Source organism: Streptomyces pilosus (assembly GCF_014649835.1).
Lineage (GTDB): Bacteria > Actinomycetota > Actinomycetes > Streptomycetales > Streptomycetaceae > Streptomyces > Streptomyces pilosus.
Genome location: NZ_BMTU01000008.1, coordinates 127492 through 147734 on the forward strand (window position 1 = coordinate 127492; position 20243 = coordinate 147734).

Genomic DNA, 20243 nt, shown 5'->3' on the forward strand with positions numbered 1-20243 from the left:
GGTACGGGCGGGCGTCATGTCCCCCTGCGGCAGGGGCGCACGCCGGACGACGCACAACAGCGGCCTATTCTTCCACGCCGTCGGTCCTGCGCCAAAATCGGCCGTACGGCTCGCCCTGGGGGTCAGGCGCCCAGCCCAGGATGGACAGCATCTCGCGGTCCTTCTTGTCGAAGGACCCGGGCCCGGAACGCTCGATGAGGTCGGGCCGGTGCGCGGTGGTGCGGCGCAGCGCCTCGTCGCGCCGCCAGCGGGCGATCTTTCCGTGGTGGCCGCTGAGCAGCACGTCCGGCACCTCCCGGCCGCGCCACAGCGGCGGCTTGGTGTGGACGGGGCCCTCCAGGAGGCTCGCCATGGCGCCGGGCGCGAAGGAGTCGTCGCGGTGCGACTCGGCGTTGCCGAGGACGCCGGGGAGCAGCCGCGCCACGGCCTCGGTGACGACGAGGACCGCCGCCTCGCCGCCGGCCAGGACGTAGTCGCCGATGGACACCTCGTAGACGGGCATCCTGGTCGCGTACTCGTCGACGACGCGGCGGTCGATGCCCTCGTAACGGGCCGGGGTGAAGATCAGCCAGGGGCGCTCGGAGAGCCGGACGGCGAGTTCCTGGGTGAAGGGACGGCCGCTGGGAGTGGGGACGATCAGGGCCGGCTCGCCGGAGCCGCGCTCGTAGCCGTCCGCCAGGACGGAGTCGAGGGCGTCCCCCCAGGGCTCGGTCTTCATGACCATGCCCGGGCCGCCGCCGTAGGGGGTGTCGTCGACGGTGTGGTGCCGGTCGTGGGTCCAGTCCCGCAGGTCGTGCACGTGCACGTCGAGCACGCCGCGCGCGCGGGCCTTGCCGACGAGGGAGACGTTCAGCGGTTCCAGGTACTCGGGGAAGATCGTGACGACGTCGAGTCGCATCACGCCTCGTCCCCGGCGTCCCCGGACGAGGCACCGGGCCCGCCGGCGGCCTCGTCGGAGGCGGCCCCGTCGTCGATCAGGCCGGGCGGCGGGTCGATGACCGCGCGCTGCTCCGCCAGGTCGATCGCGGTGACGATCTCCTCGACGAACGGCACGTACACCTCGCTGCCGTCGGGGCGCTCGACCACGAAGAGGTCCTGGCTGGGCAGGTGCGAGATCTCGGTGATCCGGCCGATCTCCTCGCCGTCCACGGTGACGACGTCGAGGTCGATCAGCTGGTGGTCGTAGTACTCGTCCTCGTCCTCGGGCCGCTCGTCGGGGTCCACGTCGGCGATCAGGAGGGTGTTGCGCAGCGCTTCGGCGCCGGTGCGGTCGCGCACGCCCTCGAAACGCAGCAGGAGGCGGCCGCTGTGCACGCGGCCGGTCTCGATGGTGAGCGGTCCCACGGAGGCGGGGTCCGTGGTCAGGACGGCGCCGGGGCCGAGCCTCAGCTCCGGTTCGTCCGTGCGGACCTCGACGGTGACCTCGCCCTTGATGCCGTGGGCGCGGCCGATGCGAGCGACTACCAGCTGCACTGTGCTTGATCTCCTGTCATACGACTGCGGGCCGGGGACGGCCCAGTGGCCTTCCCCGGCCCGAGCCGGTGCTGCTTTGGCGTCAGCGGACGTGGTCCACGTCGACGAGGTCGACGCGGACACCGCGGCCGCCGATGGCGCCCACTACGGTGCGCAGGGCGCGTGCGGTGCGGCCGTTGCGGCCGATCACCTTGCCGAGGTCGTCCGGGTGGACCCGGACCTCGAGCACCCGCCCGCGACGCAGGTTGCGCGAGGCGACCTGCACATCGTCAGGGTTGTCGACGATGCCCTTCACGAGGTGCTCGAGAGCCTCCTCGAGCATGCTCAGGCCTCGGTCGACGCGGACTCGGCGGCGGCCTCGTCCTTCTTCTCAGCCTTCTTCTTCTGGGTGATCGCCTCACCCTTGCCCTCGTCGTCGCCGCCGATCGCCTCGAACGTCGGACGGGCGGGCTTCTCGGCCTGCTGGAGCAGCGGAGCCGGGGCGGGCTCGCCCTTGAACTTCTGCCAGTCGCCGGTCTTCTTCAGGATGGCGAGCACGGGCTCGGTCGGCTGGGCGCCGACACCGAGCCAGTACGCCACGCGCTCGCCGTCGACCTCGATCACCGACGGGTTGTACGTCGGGTGGTACTTGCCGATCTCCTCGATGGCCCGGCCGTCACGGCGGGTACGGGAGTCGGCGACGACGATGCGGTAGTGAGGCGAACGGATCTTGCCCAGACGCTTCAGCTTGATCTTGACTGCCACGGGAGTGGGTTCTCCTGATTTTGACGTGGTTGGGCACGGCGGAATGTGCCGCGTGGGGTTGCGGTACCCGAGTGCCCGATGGACGCGTCAGCCGGAGGAGAGAGGGGTCCTGTGCGACTGTCGAGTACAGCTAGCCATTGTGCCACACCCCGCGGGGCGCGCCCGACCGCGGGGTGGCCGCACGCGGGCAGCCGGAGGCACCCGGCGTCGCGGTGACCGTACGGCGGGTGTGCCGTCGCGCCCGTCCGCGCCGGTGGGGCGGCACGGCGGGCGGGGCGGGAGTGGGCGGAAGTGGCCACGGACGGGCCGGCCCCGGCATCCACGAGATGCCGGGGCCTCAGCTCGCCGCTGCCACTTCCGGGATGCGGAAGGGCTTGCCGCAGCCGCCGCAGACGATGGGGGCCTGGGCCAGGACCGAGGGGACCACGCGGACGTTGCGGCCGCAGTCGCAGACGGCCTTGACGCGCACCCCGCCCCCGGAGGATCCGTGCCGGGCGGCCGGGCCGCGGAAACTGCGGGCGGTGTCGCCCGCGGTCGCCGCGGTGTGCGCCTTCAGGGCGCGGTGCAGGCGCTCCGTCGTCGGGCGGTAGCGGCGCTTCGCCTCGGGGGTGAGCGTGACCAGGGAGAAGCCGCTGCTGGGATGCGGTTCCTCGGGGTGGTCCAGGCCCAGCTCCTCGGCGATCGCGAGGAATCGGCGGTTGTGGTAGCGGCCGGCTCGGGAGGTGTCGCGCACGCCGCGTGCGGCGGCGACGCCATGGACCGCCTCGTGCAGCAGTCGCTCGAAGGAGAGCTCGTGACCGCAGGCGGACGACGACTCCCCGATCAGGGACTCGGGCGCGGCAAGATCGGGCAGCTCGGGGTGGTACCGCTGAATGTCGGCCCACGCCTGCGCCAGTTCTGCGGCGAGAACAGGTGGTGTCTGTGTCGTGCTCACGTAATGACAACGAGCGCGGGTGCCTCAGTGTTCCGATTCCGGGGCATCCCAAATAATTTGCACGTACCCGTCAGTTGCCGCTGATGCGTCCTGACGAGGGCGGGTGCGCTGATCTGCGGAGAAGCCTCACAGCTCACCTCAAGGTGGTGCGTAGGCTGACGTACGCCCCGCGCGTAAGCGCTCTCCCGGGCTCCGGTGCGCGGAGGGTTCCCGCCCGCGCAAGAGGCGTTTCGGCCACTCTCGCGGCGGTCGGCGCCCGGCTCGTCCGAGGCACCGTGCCCGCGACGTTACCCGGTCCCCCGTCGGCACCGCGCACCACCCCCGCCCCGGCGCCCCACCGGCCCTTCCGGCCATGGCCGGAACCGGCGCGCCGGAGCCTCCGCCGTGGCGGACCGCACGGCCCCGGATTACCGGGATGTGAATTCTTGCCACTGGCACGAGCGAGTACCAAGCGGTCGCCGCATTCCACTGGACGACACGTCGAGTGCGGAGTTACCTGGCATACGGGGGGTGTGCGGGCGCACTGCACGGGGGCAGGGACGGGCACTGCGGCAACTCTCGGCTGATTGGGGCGCTTACCTATGACACCTACGCTCGTGCGGCAGCACCTGCCCCGCGCGGGGGCCGTCCCCCGCGTGGACCGGCGCGCACGCGCGCGTGACTGGTCGGAGATCCAGGAGCGGATGCTCGTACCGCTCTACGAGGCGGTCTACGAGCGACTGGACGTGGGGCCGGCGACACGGCTCCTCGGCATCGGCTGCGGCTCCGGGCTGGCCCTGCTCATGGCGGCCTCGCGCGGTGCCGCCGTCGCGGGCGTCGACACCTGCGACGACCGGCTCGCTCTCGCCCGGGAGCGGCTGCTGCCCGACGACGCGCACGCGCGGGCGGGCACGCGCGTGGTGCACGGCTCACCGGCGGACGCCGGCCGCCCGGGCGCGCCCGCGTACACGGTGGTGACCGCCTTCGAGCCGATCGGCTGTCTCACCGGGGACGCGGAAGGGCTCGGCGAGCTCCTCGCCGAGGCGGTGCCGCTGGCCGCGCGCGGAGCGGCCGTGGTGCTCTCCGGCTGGGGTCCGCCCGAGCGGTGCGCCACGGCCTCCGTGCTCCGGGTGGCCGGCGAGCTCGCGGAGCGGCCGCCCGGGGCGGGCGGCTGGCGCCCCACCGACCGCGACGACCTGGAGCGGGTCGCCGAGCGGGCGGGACTGCGCCCCGACGGCTCCGGGCGGGTGGCGTGCCCGTTCGGTTACGCGGACGCGGACAGCGCGGTACGGGGCCTGAAGTCGACCGGCCTGTTCGATCCGGCGATCGCCGCCACGGACCGGCAGCAGGTCGACAAGGAACTGGCCGAGGCCCTGCACCCGTACCAGCGGCCGGACGGGACGGTGTGGATGCCGAACGTGTTCCGCTACCTCGTCGCACGCGTCCCCTGAGACGAGACGTGCCACTGGGGGCGTCCCCGTGATGCGGGACGCCCCCAGTGGCCTCGGCGGCGGGCCTCAGCCCATGAACTTCTTGAACTCGTCGGGCAGCTCGAAGTCCTTGCCGGCCTGCTGCGGCAGACCGAAGGCGCCCGCGCCCTCGGCGGCGGCGGCGCGGCGGGCGGCCTCCTCCTGCTCCTGCTGCTTGCGCTTCATCGGGTTGCCGGAGCGCTGCTTGCCCTTGGCCTGCTTCTGCTTCTTCTTCGTCCGGCCCGCACCGCCGCCCGTGCCCGGCAGCCCGGGCATCCCCGGCATGCCGCCGCCCTGCGCCATGCGGGACATCATCTTGCGGGCCTCGAAGAACCGCTCGACGAGGTTCTTCACCGCGCTGACCTCGACACCCGAACCCTTGGCGATACGGGCGCGACGCGAGCCGTTGATGATCGTCGGCTCCTGGCGCTCGGCCGGGGTCATCGACTTGATGATCGCGGCGGTGCGGTCGACGTCCCGCTCGTCCAGGTTGTTGATCTGGTCCTTGATCTGACCCATGCCGGGCAGCATGCCGAGCAGCTTGGAGATGCTGCCCATCTTGCGGACCTGCTCCATCTGGGCCAGGAAGTCGTCCAGGGTGAAGTCCTGGCCCTTCTTGGACGCCAGCTTGGAGGCCATCTTCTCGGCCTCTTCCTGGCTGAACGTCTTCTCCGCCTGCTCGATCAGGGTGAGCAGGTCACCCATGTCGAGGATGCGGGAGGCCATCCGGTCCGGGTGGAAGGCGTCGAAGTCGTCGAGCTTCTCGCCGTTGGAGGCGAACATGATCGGCTTGCCGGTGATCTGGCGGATCGACAGGGCCGCACCACCGCGGGCGTCACCGTCGAGCTTGGAGAGCACCACGCCGTCGAAGCCGACGCCGTCGCGGAAGGCCTCCGCGGTGTTGACCGCGTCCTGGCCGATCATCGCGTCGACGACGAACAGGATCTCGTCCGGGCTGACCGCGTCGCGGATGTCAGCGGCCTGCCGCATCATGTCCTGGTCGATGCCGAGGCGTCCGGCGGTGTCCACGATCACGATGTCGTGGACCTTGGTCCTCGCGAACTCGATGGAGTCCTTGGCGACCTTGACCGGGTCACCCACACCGTTGCCCGGCTCGGGGGCGTAGACCGCCACGCCGGCGCGCTCGGCGACGACGCTCAGCTGGTTGACGGCGTTCGGGCGCTGGAGGTCGGCGGCGACGAGCACGGGCGAGTGGCCCTGCTCCTTGAGCCAGCGGCCGAGCTTGCCCGCGAGGGTGGTCTTACCGGCACCCTGCAGACCGGCCAGCATGATCACGGTCGGGGGCTGCTTGGCGAAGCGCAGGCGGCGGGTCTCGCCGCCCAGGATCGTGACGAGCTCGTCGTTCACGATCTTGAGCACCTGCTGGGCCGGGTTCAGCGCCTTGGAGACCTCGGCACCGAGCGCCCGCTCCTTGACGTTCTTGATGAACGTCCGGACGACCGGCAGGGCCACGTCCGCTTCCAGGAGGGCGATGCGGATCTCACGCGCCGTGGCGTCGATGTCCGCTTCGCTCAGGCGCCCCTTGCCGCGCAAGTTCTTGAAGGTCGCTGAGAGGCGATCGGAAAGAGTGTCGAACACGGCGGCGTCGGTCCTCGGGGTCGGAGACGGGCGGGAGAATCGCCCTCCAGGGTATCCCGGCGCGGGAGGACGCCGGAGTGTCCTCACCCACGTAGCGTCTCCTCCAGTTTCCGGGCCACCGCCAGCGCCTCCTCGGCGGGCAGCGGCGTGCCCCCGGGGTCGGTGACGTAGAAGGCGTCCACCGCGTTCGCGCCCAGCGTGCTCGCGTGGGCGCTGCGCACGCGTACGGCCGCGTCCTCCAGGGCGCGTCCGATGCGGAACAGCAGCCCGGGCGCGTCCTGCGCGCGGACCTCGATCACCGTCGCGTGGCGGGAGGCGGCCGGGGCGACCGTCACGCGCGGCGGGGGCGCGACCACGCCGCGGCGGCGGGGGTAGGCGGCGTCCCGTTCGGCGAGGCGGGCGGCGATGTCGAGGCTGCCGTCCAGGGCGCGGACGAGGTCGGCGCGGAGCCGGGCGGCCTGCGGCAGGGAGCCGTACTCGGCCGCGACCCGCCAGTCCAGCAGCAGGACGGATCCGTCGACCCCGTCGGGCAGTTCCAGGGCCCGCAGTTCCGCGGTCCGTACCGTGAGCCGGTGCACGGCGAGCACGCCGGCCACCGCGGGGAGCACGCCCGCCCGGTCGGGTACGGCGATGAGCAGTTCCACGCCCAGCGGCTCGGGGTCGCCGGTGGGCTCGGCGGAGGTCTCGGTCTGCGCCCGCAGGGCGAGCACGGGCGCGCCGGTGGCGACGGCCTCGAGGGCGAGGCGTTCGTGTTCCGCGGTGGGCGCGGCCTGCGCGGGGCCGGCCGGGGCGTCCCCGGAGAGGACGGCGGAGACCCGCCGGACCAGGTCGGCGACGAGCGCGGCCCGCCAGGAGGACCAGGCCGCGGGTCCGGTGGCGAGGGCGTCCGCCTCGGTGAGGGCGTGCAGCAGTTCGAGGGTGCCCGGGGTGCCGACGGCCCCGGCGACCGCCCGCACGGTGGCCGGATCGTCCAGGTCGCGCCGGGTGGCCGTCTCGACGAGCAGGAGATGGTGGCGTACGAGGGTGGCGATCACGGTGACGTCGTGCCGGTCGAAGCCGATGCGGGCGGCCACGTCCTTGGCGATGACCTCGCCGGCCACCGAGTGGTCGCCGGGCCAGCCCTTGCCGATGTCGTGCAGCAGGGCGGCGACCAGCAGCAGGTCGGGCCGGTGCACGCGCCGGGTGAACTCGGAGGCGCGGACGGCGGTCTCGATGAGGTGCCGGTCCACGGTCCACAGGTGGACGGCGTTGCGCTGGGGGCGGCAGCGGACCCGCTCCCAGTCCGGGAGCAGGCTGTTGACCAGGCCTTCCGCCTCCAGTGCCTCCCAGACCTGCACGGTGGGCCGGCCGGAGCCGAGCAGGGTCACCAGTTGTTCGCGCGCCTCCGCCGGCCAGGGTGTGGGCAGGGGGCGCGCGCCGGTCGCCATGCGCCGCACGGCGTGCAGGGACAGCGGGAGTCCGGCCTGCGCGGCGGCGGCCGCCGCGCGCAGGGGAAGCACGGGGTCCCGCTCGGGACGCGCGGTGCGGGCGAGGACCACCTCGCCGTCCTGTTCCACCACGCCCTCGGCGAGCGGGGAGCGGTCGGGTCCCGCCTTCCCGTCGCCCGCCACCGCCCTTCTGAGGAAGTCGCCGCGCTCCCTGGCCAGTCTGCGCAGCCGCGGCCGTACCGACCGCGCGCGCAGGACGCGTCCCACCTCGCGCCAGGTGACGTCCGTGGCGTAGGCGATGACCCGGGCGGCCTCGTAGACCTGCCGCAGCAGCGCGTCCGCGTCGAGCACGCCGAGTCCGGCCGCGACCTGGTCCTGCTCCTGGAGGGCGAGCCGGTCGGTGGCGCGGCCGGTGGTCAGGTGCAGGGCGTCCCGTACGTCGAGGAGCCGGCGGCGGGCCTCGGCGAGTCCCTCGCGCGGGGCGTCGGCGAGCCAGGAGGCGGCCACCGCGCGCAGGGCGGTGGCGTCGCGGAGTCCGCCGCGGGCCTCCTTGAGGTCGGGTTCGAGGAGGTACTGCAGTTCGCCCGTGCGCTCCGCGCGTTCCTCGCACAGCTCCCGCAGGGCGGGGAGGCGTCTGGGTGCCTGGTTGCGCCAGTCGGCGAGCACGGAGGTGCGCAGGGCGGTGGTGAGGCCGAGGTCACCGGCGATGTGCCGGGCGTCGAGCAGTCCGAGCTGCACCTTGAGGTCCTCGGCCGCGGTCCTGCGGGCCTCGGCGGGGGTGCGGACGGAGTGGTCGAGGTCGAGGCCCAGGTCCCAGACGGGGTACCAGAGGCGGTCGGCGAGCGCGGCGACCGCGTCGGGGGCGCTGCCGTCGTGCAGCAGGAGCAGGTCGAGGTCGCTGCGCGGGGAGAGTTCGGCGCGTCCGTAGCCGCCCACGGCGATCAGGGAGACCCCGCGCGGTGCGCCGGCGCCCGCCGCGAACAGTCCGCCGAGCCAGGTGTCCGTGAGGTCCGCGAGGGCGGCACGGCGCGGCGGCCCGGACCGCGCCTCCTCGGTGAGGAGGTGCAGCCGGGCCGCCGCGTAGCCGCCGGGTCCCGAGTCGTCTGCCTCGTTTAGCATGTCCTTACCCGTCACCCGGTGACTCCTGTTCCGCTCGTGCGCTGTCAGAGCGCGTCCGGGCCGCGTTCACCGGTGCGTACCCGTACGGCTGTCTCGACCGGGACCGACCAGACCTTGCCGTCACCGATCTTGCCGGTGCGGGCGGCCTTGACCACCACGTCGATCAGCTGTTCGGCGTCCTCGTCCTCGACCAGCACCTCGATGCGGATCTTCGGCACCAGGTCGACGGTGTACTCGGCACCGCGGTAGACCTCGGTGTGTCCGCGCTGGCGGCCGTAGCCGCTGGCCTCGGTGACGGTCAGACCGTGCACGCCGAAGGCCTGCAGGGCCTCCTTGATCTCGTCGAGCCGGTGCGGCTTGACGACGGCGGTGATGAGCTTCATGCGTCCACCTTCTTGCTCTCGGCCGGGGCGGGGGCGGGGGCGGCGGTGCGGGCCGCGCCGCCTCCGGCGCCGCTGAAGTCGTATGCGGTCTCGGCGTGCTCGGCCTGGTCGATGCCGGCCACCTCGTCGTCCTCGGAGACTCGCATGCCGATGGTCTTGTCGAGGAGGAGGGCGAGGACGGCGGAGACGACCAGGGAGTAGGCGAGGACACCGGCGACACCGGCGCACTGCTTCCAGAACTGGTCCAGGCCGCCGCCGTAGAAGAGGCCCGCGACGTCGGACTGGCCCTTGCCGGTGGCGAAGAAGCCGACGAGGAGGGAGCCGATGACGCCGCCGACGAGGTGGACGCCGACCACGTCGAGGGAGTCGTCGTAGCCGAACCGGTACTTCAGTCCGACGGCCATGGCGCACAGCACACCGGCGATGACGCCGATCGCGATGGCTCCGAGCGGGGAGACCGCGCCGCCCGCCGGGGTGATCGCGACCAGGCCGGAGACCGCGCCGGAGGCGGCGCCCAGCGTGGTGAACGCGCCGTGCCGGATCTTCTCGTAGGCGAGCCAGCCGAGGACCGCGGCGCCGGTGGCGACCTGGGTGTTGACGAACATCAGCGCGCCGACGCCGTCGTCGTTGCCGAGCCAGGAGCCGGCGTTGAAGCCGAACCAGCCGAACCACAGCAGGGCCGCGCCGAGCATGACCAGCGGGAGGCTGTGCGGGCGCATCGGGTCCTTCTTGAAGCCGATGCGCTTGCCGATGACGAGGATGACGCCGAGCGCCGCGGCACCGGCGTTGATGTGCACGGCCGTGCCGCCGGCGAAGTCGATCACTCCGAGCTCGAAGGCCCAGCCGCCGGAGCCCCAGACCCAGTGGGCGACCGGGAAGTACACGACGGTGACCCACAGGGCGACGAACAGGGCCCAGGCGGTGAACTTCACGCGGTCCGCCAGGGCGCCGCTGATCAGCGCGGGCGTGAGGACGGCGAACATCAGCTGGAAGACCAGGAAGACGAAGACCGGGATGGTGTAGCCGTCCCAGAGTTCGGTCAGGCCGATGTCGCTCAGACCGACCCAGTCAGAGTTCCATCCGATGAGGTGCCCGGAGTCGGTGCCGAACGCCATGGAGAAGCCGTACAGCACCCACAGGACGCTGACGATGCCGAGGCTGATGAAGCTCATCATCAGCATGTTGAGGGTGCTCTTGACGCGGACCATGCCTCCGTAGAAGAAGGCCAGGCCGGGAGTCATGAGCATCACCAGGGCGGAACAGATGAGCATGAACCCTGTGTTGGCGGCTGACAGCGTGGGCGCGTCTGCGGCCAGGGTGATGGCTGGTGCCATCGGCGTCTCCTCGTCGTTGGTACGGCCCCGTGCGGGCGAAGCCTTGAGCGGATTGAGGGGTGGGCCGGTTATGCGCCATGAGATTCGCGCAGCACCGTTTCGGTGGAGGCCCCTCGCTGTTTCGCCGCCGTGACGAAGGCACCCGACGTGTTACGGGTCGATGAACTGCCGGATCCGGGCAGCGCTGATCGTTATCGTGGCGCAACCTTCGGTGTCCGGCGGTGAGCCGGGGCCGGGGACACGGAAAAGCCGGCCGCGGCGGGCCTCCGAATGACTGGCATGGGGGAGCCGAGTCGGGCAGTTCGGGAGGGCCGGCCGCGGCCGGGGTCCGGTGTTCCGCCGGGGGTCAGACCGCTTCGGCGGTCTCGGGCAGCTCGATCGCGAGCCGCTCGGTGAGTGCGACGACGTCGGCGAGGTCCCCGAAGTCGCGCACGGCGGTGTCGACGGTCTTTCGGATACGAGTGTTGACGCGCTCGGAGCGGACCTTCTTGGCCGCCGTGATGGCCTCGGTGGCGAGAATCGCGCTCTGCTCCGGTTCCCGCTGGAGCAGGTGGACCGTGGCCATGCCGATCAGGTTGAGGGCGTAGGAGCGCTGGTGCTCGCCGCCCTCCCGGCCGAAGAGCTCCACGGCGCGCCGCATGAGCGGTTCGGCGAGGGAGGCGTAGGTGGGGCTGCGGCCTGCGACGTAGGCGAGGTCGCGGTAGGAGTGGGAGTTCTCCGCGTGGAGCTCGGCCTCGGAGAAGAAGCGGATCCAGTCGGGGTCGGGCTCGTCCCACTCGTCGGCCTCGGCGAAGGTGTCCTCGGCCATCCGCACGGCCCGCTTGCAGCGGCCGGGCTGCCCCATGTTGGCGTAGGCGCGGGCCTCCATCGCATACAGCATCGACTGGGTGCGGGGACTGGCGCAGTCGCGGCTGCCGTACTGGGCGAGGTGGATCAGTTCCAGGGCGTCCTCGGGGCGGCCGAGGTGGATCATCTGGCGGCTCATACTGGACAGCACGTAGGAGCCGAGCGGGCGGTCGCCGGCCTCCTTGGCCGCGTGCAGGGCGAGGACGAAGTACTTCTGCGCGGTGGGCTGGAGCCCGACGTCGTACGACATCCAGCCGGCCAGTTCGGCGAGTTCGGCGGCGACCTTGAACAGGCGCCGGGTGGCGGCCTCGGGCTGGGGCTCCTGGAGCAGGTCGGTGACCTCGTGCAGCTGTCCCACGACCGCCTTGCGGCGCAGGCCGCCACCGCACTGGGCGTCCCACTGCCGGAACATCACGGTGGTGGTCTCCAGCAGGTCCAGCTCCGGCTTGGACAGCCGGCCGCGGGCGCGGGCGGCGGAGGGGGCCGGTTCGGACTCGGTGCGGGGCAGCGGCGCGGGCTGGTTGGGGACGAGCCAGCGCTGCATGGGCTCGATGAGGGACGGGCCCGCGGAGAGGGCGAGCGAGCTCCCGAGGAAGCCGCGCCGCGCCAGCATCAGGTCGCTGCGCGAGAACTCGCTGAGCAGGGCCACGGTCTGCGGGCCCGTCCAGGGCAGGTCGACGCCGGTCGCGGAGGGCGCGGGACGGGTGGTGCGCAGGCCCAGGTCCTCGACGGAGACGACGACGCCGAAGCGTTCGGAGAACAGTTCGGACAGGATCCTGGGGATCGGCTCCCGCGGGTTCTCCCCGTCGAGCCAGCGGCGCACCCGCGAGGTGTCGGTGGAGATGTGGTTGGCGCCCAACTGGCGTGCTCGGCGGTTGACTTGGCGGGCCAGCTCGCCCTTCGACCAGCCGCTGCGGACGAACCACGAGGCGAGAAGCCCATTCGGGCGTTTCTCCGGACTCGCCGCGCTCGTCCCGCCACCGCCATTGCCGCTCACTGGAACGCCCCCATCCCTGAAGACCACTTGTCGCTGAATGCGCCAAGCCCTATCAGAATGCCGGTTGTCGGGTCCGCCCGTCCGGCGGTTGCCACCCTTCGAACGGAAAGCCGAGTTGCCTCCGGCATACCCACGAGTGCATGTGCCCCAAGAAGCCGTGCACACAACGTAACCCTACGATCACCCGTCTCACCACGACGGAAGCGCAATCGCCACCATTCGCCACCCCTTCGAATGAACTCACCGTCGCCGACCCACGATTCACTTGACATGGGACGGCCACGAGTGGGTGCAGCGAAGCATCAGAGGGCGCACACCGCCCGGCACACCACCTTCGCCACCCCGAGGCGCCGCATGGGCGGGGCGGCGCGGGGAAGTCCGAAACAGAGAGTCACACTCTGCGTCCGCTGCGTAACCGTCAGTTCGTCGGACCCGTTGGAGGGGGCATGGGCTTCACGATCGGGATCAGCCGGGGCATCCGCGACATCCGGTCCGGCTCCCGCCGCCGCAGCCGCTCGTCGGACGGCACCGTCGTGGCGGAGTACACCGGGCTGTGGGGCTGGGACGTGGTGCCGGGCGTCCGGGCCGCCGCCCCGGGCGTCTGTTCCTGCGGGCGCGCCGGCTGCCGGGCACCGGGCGCGCATCCGCTCGGTCACGCTCCCGTGATCCGCGCCGGGGCGCCGCTGGACGAGGTGACGGCGGTCTGGTCGGAGTTCCCCGGCGCCTCGCTGATGCTGCCCGTGGGGCGGGCCTTCGACGTGATCGAGGTGGCCCGGCCCGCCGGGTGCCACGCCCTGGCCCGGCTGGAGCGCATGGGCCTGCCGGTCGGTCCGGTCGCCGCCACCCCGGACGGCCGCGCCCAGTTCTTCGTCTCCCCCGGGGCCGCCGCCGCCCTGCCCGAGCTGCTCTACCGCATGGGCTGGGACGACCCGGCCGCCCTCGACCTGCGCGGCCTCGGCGCCGGTGCGCACATCACGGCCCCGCCCTCCGACCGGGGTGGTCTCGGCCCGGTCCGCTGGCTGCGCTCCCCCGCCCTGGACTCGGCCTCCCGGCCGCCGGAGGCGCGGCTGCTGCTGGGCACGCTGGCATACGTGGCGCACCGGTCGGGTACGTAGGTCCCACCTGGCACGGCGAAGCGCCCGTCCCCCGATCTCTTCGGGGGCGGGCGCTTCTTCGCGTCTGCCGGGTCCGCCGGCTGCCGGTACTCCCGGGGTGTCACTCCCCGATGAGGGCGTCCACGAAGGCCTCCGGCTCGAACGGCGCGAGGTCGTCCGCGCCCTCGCCGAGCCCGATCAGCTTGACCGGCACGCCCAGCTCGCGCTGGACGGCGATCACGATGCCGCCCTTGGCCGTGCCGTCGAGCTTGGTGAGCACGATGCCCGTGATGTCGACGACCTCGGCGAAGACCCGCGCCTGGACCAGACCGTTCTGCCCGGTGGTGGCGTCGAGCACGAGCAGCACCTCGTCCAGCGGGGCCTGCTTCTCCACGACCCGCTTGACCTTGCCGAGCTCGTCCATGAGACCGGTCTTGGTGTGCAGCCGGCCCGCGGTGTCGATGAGCACGGCGTCGGCGGCCATCTCCTTGCCCTCCTTGACCGCGTCGAACGCGACGGAGGCCGGGTCACCGCCCTCCGGGCCGCGCACGGTGTGGGCGCCGACCCGCTCGCCCCAGGTCTGGAGCTGGTCGGCGGCGGCGGCACGGAAGGTGTCGGCGGCGCCGAGCACGACGGTGTTGCCGTCGGCGACCAGGACGCGGGCGAGCTTGCCGGTGGTGGTGGTCTTGCCGGTGCCGTTGACCCCGACGACCATGACGACGCCGGGGCCGCCGGCCGCGTTCTCGGTGTGCACGGTGCGGTCCATCGCGGGACCGACCAGCGTGATCAGCTCCTCGCGGAGCAGTCCCCGCAGTTCCTCGGGGGTGCGGGTGCCGAGCACCTTCACGCGCTCGCGGAGCCGGTCGACCAGCTCCTGGGTGGGCTGCACACCGACGTCGGCGGTGAGCAGCGTGTCCTCGATCTCCTCCCAGGTGTCCTCGTCCAGGTGCTCGCGGGACAGCAGGGTGAGCAGGCCCTGGCCGAGGGCGTTCTGCGAACGGGAGAGACGGGCCCGCAGCCGGACCAGACGGCCGGCGGTGGGCTCCGGGATCTCGATCTCGGGAGCCTCGGCGGCGGGCGGTTCCTCGATGACGACGGGGCCGGCGCCCGCCGGAAGATCAACCTCCTCGATGGTGCGCCGCGGTCCCTCCCGCGGCGTCTCGGCCTCTTCGCCGACGTGCGGCTCGGCCGGAGGGGCGGTGATGTCGGGCGCGGCGGGCGGCGGCGGGGGCAGCGGCTTCTTGCGCCGGCTGCCGACGATGAGCCCGCCGAGCGCGCCGAGCACGACCACGGCGATGACTACAGCAAGGATGACGATGTCCATAACGCGTCCAGTATCGGCCATGGGTCCTCCCGTGGTGCCGATGGTGACGCGCGCCGGACCGTACGTGCCGCGCGGTGCGGGTGCGGCGCCGCCGGCGCCGGGTCGGCGGTGCGCCGGCAGGCCGCCGCCCCGGTCCGGACGGTGCCGGGCCGGGGCGGCGGGTGGGGGGTGCGGGAAGAGGGGCAGCGGGGAGGTGACCCCTTCTTCCCGGTCCTGGTGGGGCCGTCAGCCCATCTCCTCCAGCGCCTTGCCCTTGGTCTCCTTCACGAACTTCAGCACGAAGGGGATGGAGAGCGCGGCGAAGACCGTGTAGATCACGTAGGTGACGGACAGGTTCCAGTCGGCCAGCGAGGGGAAGCTCGCGGTGATGGCCCAGTTGGCGATCCACTGCGCGGCGGCGGCGACACCGAGCGCGGCGGCGCGGATCCGGTTGGGGAACATCTCGCCGAGCATGACCCAGACGACCACGCCCCACGACAGGGCGAAGAAGAGGACGAAGACGTGCGCCGCGATCAGGGCGACCCAGCCCTGGGTGGCGGGCAGCTGGCCGTCGACGAGGTCGAAGGAGAAGGCCCACGCCTCGAGGGCGAGGCCGATCACCATGCCGACGGAGCCGATGATGGCGAGGGGCCTGCGGCCGATGCGGTCGACGAAGATCATCGCGATGACGGTACCGACGATGTTGATGATCGACGTGGTGAAGGAGTAGAAGAACGAGGCCGTCGGGTCGACGCCGACCGACTGCCACAGCGTGGCCGAGTAGTAGAAGGCGACGTTGATGCCGACGAACTGCTGGAAGACGGACAGGCCGATGCCGATCCAGACGATCGGCTTGAAGAAGAAGCTGCCGCCGAGCAGGTCCTTGAAGCTGGACTTCTCGTCGCGGTGCATCGCCGACTCGATCTCGGTGACGCGGGCGTCCAGGTCGATGTCCTTGCCCTCGACCTCTTCGAGGATCCGCCGGGCGCGCTCGTGCTTGCCGACGGAGATCAGGTAGCGCGGGGACTCGGGGATGGCGAAGGAGAGCAGGCCGTAGAGGACGGCGGGGATCACCATGACGCCGAGCATGACCTGCCAGGCCTCCAGGCCCATCAGCTCACCGCGCTGGTCGCCGTCGGCGGCGTTCAGGATGCCCCAGTTGACCAGCTGGGACACGGCGATGCCGATGACGATCGCGGCCTGCTGGAAGGAACCGAGCCGGCCGCGGTAGGCGGGCGGGGCGACCTCGGCGATGTAGGCCGGGCCGATGACGGAGGCCATGCCGATGGCGAAGCCGCCGACGACGCGCCAGAGGGCGAGGTCGTACAGGGAGAAGGGCAGGGCGGAGCCGATGGCGCTGACGGTGAAGAGCACCGCGGCGATCTGCATGCACCGGATGCGGCCGATGCGGTCGGCTATGCGGCCGGCGGTCGCGGCGCCGATGGCGCAGCCGATCAGGGCGACGGCGATGACCTGGGCGAGCGCGGCGGAGCCGATGTCGTAGCGGTCGCGGATGGCCTCGACGGCGCCGTTGATCACGGAGCTGTCGTAGCCGAAGAGGAAACCGCCCATGGCGGCCGCCGCCGCGATGAAGATGACGTGCCCGAGATGTTCGGGGTGAGCCGTCCTGGCTCCTGACTTCTGTGCCTGCGGTGTGCTGGTCACGTGTACTCCTCGGGCCACCGGCAACGTCGCCGGATGGGGGTCAGCCCTTCGAGGTCCAGCGGAAGGTACCTGAAGGTAAAAACGACATGGCAGAGACTATGTCTTCAACTCTTGAAGTCAATAGCCGGTCTGCTGTGAGTTTCGAGACGTGGCGAAGTGATGGATGTTCAGAAATTGAAGACTTCGTGGTGCTTCAGCGCAGGCGCTGGCTGATGACCTTCGACACGCCGTCGCCCTGCATGGAGACGCCGTAGAGCGCGTCGGCGACCTCCATGGTGCGCTTCTGGTGCGTGATCACGATCAGCTGCGAGGCCTCCTGCAGCTCCTGCATGATCCGGATCAGCCGCTGGAGGTTGGTGTCGTCGAGGGCGGCCTCGACCTCGTCCATGACGTAGAACGGGCTGGGCCGCGCCTTGAAGATCGACACGAGCATCGCCACGGCGGTCAGCGACCGCTCACCGCCCGAGAGCAGCGACAGCCGCTTGACCTTCTTGCCCGGCGGGCGCGCCTCGACATCCACGCCCGTGGTGAGCATGTTGTCGGGGTCGGTCAGCACCAGACGGCCCTCGCCGCCCGGGAACAGCCGGGAGAAGACGCCTTCGAACTCGCGTGCGGTGTCCCGGTAGGCCTCGGTGAAGACCTGCTCGACCCGCTCGTCGACCTCCTTGACGACCTGGAGCAGGTCCGCGCGGGTCTTCTTCAGGTCCTCGAGCTGCTCGCTGAGGAACTGGTGGCGTTCCTCCAGCGCCGCGAACTCCTCCAGGGCGAGCGGATTGACCTTGCCGAGCTGCTGGTACGCGCGCTCGGCGGCTCTCAGGCGCTTCTCCTGCTCGGCCCGCACGAAGGGGCGGGGCCTGTTGCGCGGGTGCTCCGGGTCCTCCGGCAGCTCCTCGCCCTCGGCGGGGGGCGAGGGCGGCACCAGCTGGTGCGGACCGTACTCCGCCACCAGCCCGGCCGGCTCGACACCCAGTTCCTCCAGCGCCTTGGTCTCCAGCTGCTCCACGCGCAGCCGCTTCTCCGCTCCTAGTACCTCGCCCCGGTGAACTGAATCCGTCAACTTGTCGAGTTCCGCCTTGAGATCGCGCCCCTGGGTGCGGGCACGGGCCAGTTCCTCCTCGCGGCGGGCCCTGGCGGCCTCGGCGGCGGTGCGCTCACGGTCGGCGCGGGCGAGGGAGACCTCGACGTGGGCGAGGAGCTGGCGGGCGCCCGAGGCGACGGCGCCGGCGACGGCCGCCTCGTGGCGCAGCCGGGCGCGGCGCTGTTCCGCCCGCGCGCGGGCGTCCCGCTCCGCGCGGGCGGCACGGTCCAGGGAGTCGGCCCGTCCTGCCAGCCCCTTGACCCGCTCCTCGTGCGTGCGGGCCTGGAGGCGGGCCTCCATCTCGGTCTGGCGGGCGTTGGCGCCGTCGGCGGCGAGCCGGTCCCGCATGGAGGTGTCGGGCTCCTCCTCGAAGGGCAGTTCCTCGGCGACCTCCAGCCGCTCGGCCAGTTCCTCCGCGTCGGCGAGGGCCTTGTCGAGGGCCTCCTGCGCGCGGGCGGCGGCGGCGCCGGCCCGTTCGGCCTCCCCGGCGGCGCCGCGTGCCTGTCCGGCGAGCCGGCCGAGCTGCTGGGCGACGGAGGACTTCTCCCGGTCGGCGGCCCGGCGCCGCTCGCCGAGCTCCTCGACGAGGGCCGCGTGTTCGCGGCGCCGCCCGGCCGCCGCCTCCTGTGCCCCGGCCAGCTCCTCGCACCGCACGGCCAGCTCCTCCAGCTCGGCGGCGGCCTCGTCCACGGAGGCCTGTACCTCCAGCAGGCTGGGGGCGCCCGCGGAACCGCCGTGCGCGAAGTGGGCGCCGAGGAGGTCGCCCTCGGCGGTGACGGCGGTGAGGTCGGGGCGGGCGTGGACGAGTTCCTCGGCGTCCTCGAGGGTGGGGACCACGACGACGCCCCTCAGGAGCCGTCGTACGGCCGGCATGAGGTCGGGGGGTCCGCCGACGAACCGCTCGGCGGGTGCGGCGGCGGGTTCGTCGACGCCTTCGCTCCCCGCGGGCGGCGTCGGCTCGCCGGTGCCGGGTGCCGAGACCAGCAGGGCCGCCCGGCCGGCGTCCTGTTTGCGCAGAAGGCGGATGGCGTCGGCCGCGGCGGACGGGGAGGTCACCGCGAGGGCGTCCGCCGCCGCGCCGAAGGCGGCCGCGAGGGGGACCTCGTAGCCGGGTGCCACCGTGAGCCGCTCCGCGGCGGGGCCGAGCAGTCCCGTGAGGCGGTCACGGGCGTCCAGCAGGACCCCGGTGCCGTCCTTGCGGCGCAGACCGAGGGCGAGAGCCTCGTGGCGGGCCTGGGTCGCGGCACGTTTGCGTTCCGCCGCCGTGAGCGCCTCGCGGGCGGCGGTGAGGGCGCTCTCCGCCTCGGCGAGGCCGCGCTTGGCGTCCTCGTGGCGTTCGGCGAGTTCCGCGTCGCCCGCGTCGAGGCCGTCGACCTCCGCCCGGAGTGCCTCGTACTCCTCCTGCGCGGCGACGGCCCGCTCCTGGGCCTCGTCCCGCGCGGCGGCCAGCCGCTCGATCTCGGCCTGGGCCGCGCCGGCACGCGAACGGGCGGCGCCCACCTGCCCCCTGAGCCGGGCCAGGCCTTCGCGCCGGTCGGCGATGGCCCGCGCGGCGTCCTTCAGGCGCCGTTCCTCCTGGGCGAGTTCGCGCTCCAGTTCGGCGCGGTGGGCGACCGTGTCCTCGAGCGCGCGTTCGGCCGCCTCCAGGGCGGCCTCCAGTTCGGCCTCCTGCTCGCGGATGCGGGCGGCCTCGCGCTCCATGTCCTCGGGGTCGCGTCCGCGCCGCTCCTCGACCGGCGCGGAGGTCGCGCTCTTCACCCGGGCGTCGGCCAGCGAGATCGTGCCGCGCACCCGCTCGGCGAGCCGGGAGAGCTCGTACCAGGTCTGCTGGGCGTCCTGCAGGCGCGGGCTGAGCCGGCGCACCTCGTCCTCCAGGAGCGCCTCGCGCTGGAGGGCCTTGCGCAGTTCGGTCTCGGCGGCCTCCTTGCGCTCCTTCAGGGCGGCCTCGTCGGCGATCTCCACCCGCAGTGCCTCGCGCAGCGTGACGAGGTCGTCGGCGAGCAGACGCAGCCGCGCGTCGCGCAGGTCCGCCTGGATGACGGCGGCCCGCCGGGCGACGGCGGCCTGGCGGCCGAGGGGTTTGAGCTGGCGGCGGAGCTCGTCGGTCAGGTCCTGCACACGCGCGAGGTTGGCCCGCATCGCGTCCAGCTTCCGCAGCGCCTTCTCCTTGCGCTTGCGGTGCTTGAGGACGCCGGCCGCCTCCTCGATGAAGGCGCGGCGGCCCATCGGGTCGGCGTGCAGGACGGAGTCGAGCTGCCCCTGGCCGACGATGACGTGCATCTCGCGGCCGATGCCGGAGTCGGAGAGCAGTTCCTGGATGTCGAGGAGCCGGCAAGTGTCCCCGTTGATCTGGTACTCGCTGCCGCCGTTGCGGAACATGATCCGCGTGATGGTGACCTCGGCGTACTCGATGGGGAGGGCACCGTCGGAGTTGTCGATGGTCAGCGACACCTCGGCGCGGCCCAGCGGCGGGCGGCCGGTGGTGCCGGCGAAGATGACGTCCTCCATCTTGCCGCCGCGCAGCGACTTGGCGCCCTGTTCGCCCATGACCCAGCTGAGCGCGTCCACGACGTTGGACTTGCCCGAGCCGTTCGGTCCGACGACGCAGGTGATGCCCGGCTCGAACCGGAGCGTGGTCGCGGAGGCGAACGACTTGAACCCGCGGAGGGTCAGGGCCTTCAGGTGCACGCCGCCGGACTTTACCCGCCGGGCAGGTCTCACTCCATGAACGCGCGGTTTCGCGGATGAACGCGGAGGGCAGACCAGACGTTGAAGAGGGTGAAAGGATGCGCGGGACAG

The 20243-nt window shown here is 72.4% G+C and carries 15 protein-coding genes; 2 read left to right on the forward strand and 13 right to left on the reverse strand.

The window, feature by feature from the left end; genetic code table 11:
• Positions 1–64: 64 nt before the first annotated feature.
• From trmD to IE118_RS21010, 5 genes are all read right to left on the reverse strand, one after another.
• On the reverse strand, positions 65–898 hold the full coding sequence (gene trmD / locus IE118_RS20990; protein WP_189559668.1) for a tRNA (guanosine(37)-N1)-methyltransferase TrmD: 834 nt from the start codon (positions 896–898) through the stop codon (positions 65–67).
• Positions 898–1473: a ribosome maturation factor RimM gene (gene rimM / locus IE118_RS20995; RefSeq protein ID WP_189559526.1), complete on the reverse strand. Its 576-nt coding sequence runs from the start codon at positions 1471–1473 to the stop codon at positions 898–900. Before rimM ends, trmD begins: the two co-directional genes overlap by 1 nt.
• Positions 1474–1555: 82 nt before the next feature.
• Positions 1556–1795: an RNA-binding protein gene (locus tag IE118_RS21000; protein ID WP_003973401.1), complete on the reverse strand. Its 240-nt coding sequence runs from the start codon at positions 1793–1795 to the stop codon at positions 1556–1558.
• A gap of 2 nt (positions 1796–1797) precedes the next feature.
• Positions 1798–2217, reverse strand: a complete 420-nt coding sequence (gene rpsP, locus IE118_RS21005; RefSeq protein WP_189559527.1) for a 30S ribosomal protein S16 — start codon at positions 2215–2217, stop codon at positions 1798–1800.
• A 337-nt stretch (positions 2218–2554) separates the two neighbouring features.
• Positions 2555–3151 carry a hypothetical protein gene (locus IE118_RS21010; RefSeq protein ID WP_037933313.1) on the reverse strand — a complete coding sequence of 199 codons (597 nt, stop codon included), beginning with the start codon at positions 3149–3151 and terminating at the stop codon, positions 2555–2557.
• A 581-nt stretch (positions 3152–3732) separates the two neighbouring features.
• On the opposite strand from IE118_RS21010, the gene IE118_RS21015 reads away from it, so the two are divergent.
• A complete protein-coding gene (locus IE118_RS21015) occupies positions 3733–4581 on the forward strand; it encodes a class I SAM-dependent methyltransferase (RefSeq protein WP_189559528.1) in 849 nt (282 codons plus the stop codon).
• A 66-nt stretch (positions 4582–4647) separates the two neighbouring features.
• Here IE118_RS21015 and ffh read toward each other — a convergent pair whose 3' ends face one another.
• The 5 genes from ffh to nsdA all read right to left on the reverse strand — a co-directional run bounded on the left by ffh (position 4648) and on the right by nsdA (position 12304).
• Positions 4648–6198: a signal recognition particle protein gene (gene ffh, locus IE118_RS21020; protein ID WP_189559529.1), complete on the reverse strand. Its 1551-nt coding sequence runs from the start codon at positions 6196–6198 to the stop codon at positions 4648–4650.
• Between the two features lie 83 nt (positions 6199–6281).
• Complete coding sequence (locus IE118_RS21025) at positions 6282–8744, reverse strand: [protein-PII] uridylyltransferase (RefSeq protein WP_373303207.1); 2463 nt, start codon at positions 8742–8744, stop codon at positions 6282–6284.
• Between the two features lie 44 nt (positions 8745–8788).
• Positions 8789–9127, reverse strand: coding sequence for a P-II family nitrogen regulator (locus IE118_RS21030; RefSeq protein WP_015036464.1), 339 nt, complete (start codon positions 9125–9127; stop codon positions 8789–8791).
• On the reverse strand, positions 9124–10461 hold the full coding sequence (locus tag IE118_RS21035) for an ammonium transporter (RefSeq protein WP_189559531.1): 1338 nt from the start codon (positions 10459–10461) through the stop codon (positions 9124–9126). The genes IE118_RS21030 and IE118_RS21035 overlap by 4 nt, the downstream gene beginning before the upstream one ends.
• A gap of 346 nt (positions 10462–10807) precedes the next feature.
• Positions 10808–12304, reverse strand: coding sequence for a transcriptional repressor NsdA (gene nsdA, locus IE118_RS21040; RefSeq protein ID WP_189559532.1), 1497 nt, complete (start codon positions 12302–12304; stop codon positions 10808–10810).
• A gap of 446 nt (positions 12305–12750) precedes the next feature.
• Between nsdA and IE118_RS21045 the strand changes: the two genes are divergently transcribed.
• Complete coding sequence (locus IE118_RS21045; protein WP_189559533.1) at positions 12751–13419, forward strand: bifunctional DNA primase/polymerase; 669 nt, start codon at positions 12751–12753, stop codon at positions 13417–13419.
• A 100-nt stretch (positions 13420–13519) separates the two neighbouring features.
• Here IE118_RS21045 and ftsY read toward each other — a convergent pair whose 3' ends face one another.
• The 3 genes from ftsY to smc form a co-directional block, all read right to left on the reverse strand.
• The gene (ftsY, locus tag IE118_RS21050) at positions 13520–14722 is read right to left on the reverse strand and encodes a signal recognition particle-docking protein FtsY (protein WP_189559669.1); all 1203 of its coding nucleotides are present in this window, start codon (positions 14720–14722) and stop codon (positions 13520–13522) included.
• 225 nt (positions 14723–14947) lie between these two features.
• Entirely contained in the window at positions 14948–16366 is a 1419-nt protein-coding gene (locus tag IE118_RS21055; protein WP_189559534.1) for a sugar porter family MFS transporter, read from the reverse strand.
• A 193-nt stretch (positions 16367–16559) separates the two neighbouring features.
• Complete coding sequence (smc, locus tag IE118_RS21060; RefSeq protein WP_189559535.1) at positions 16560–20132, reverse strand: chromosome segregation protein SMC; 3573 nt, start codon at positions 20130–20132, stop codon at positions 16560–16562.
• Between the last annotated feature and the right edge of the window lie 111 nt (positions 20133–20243).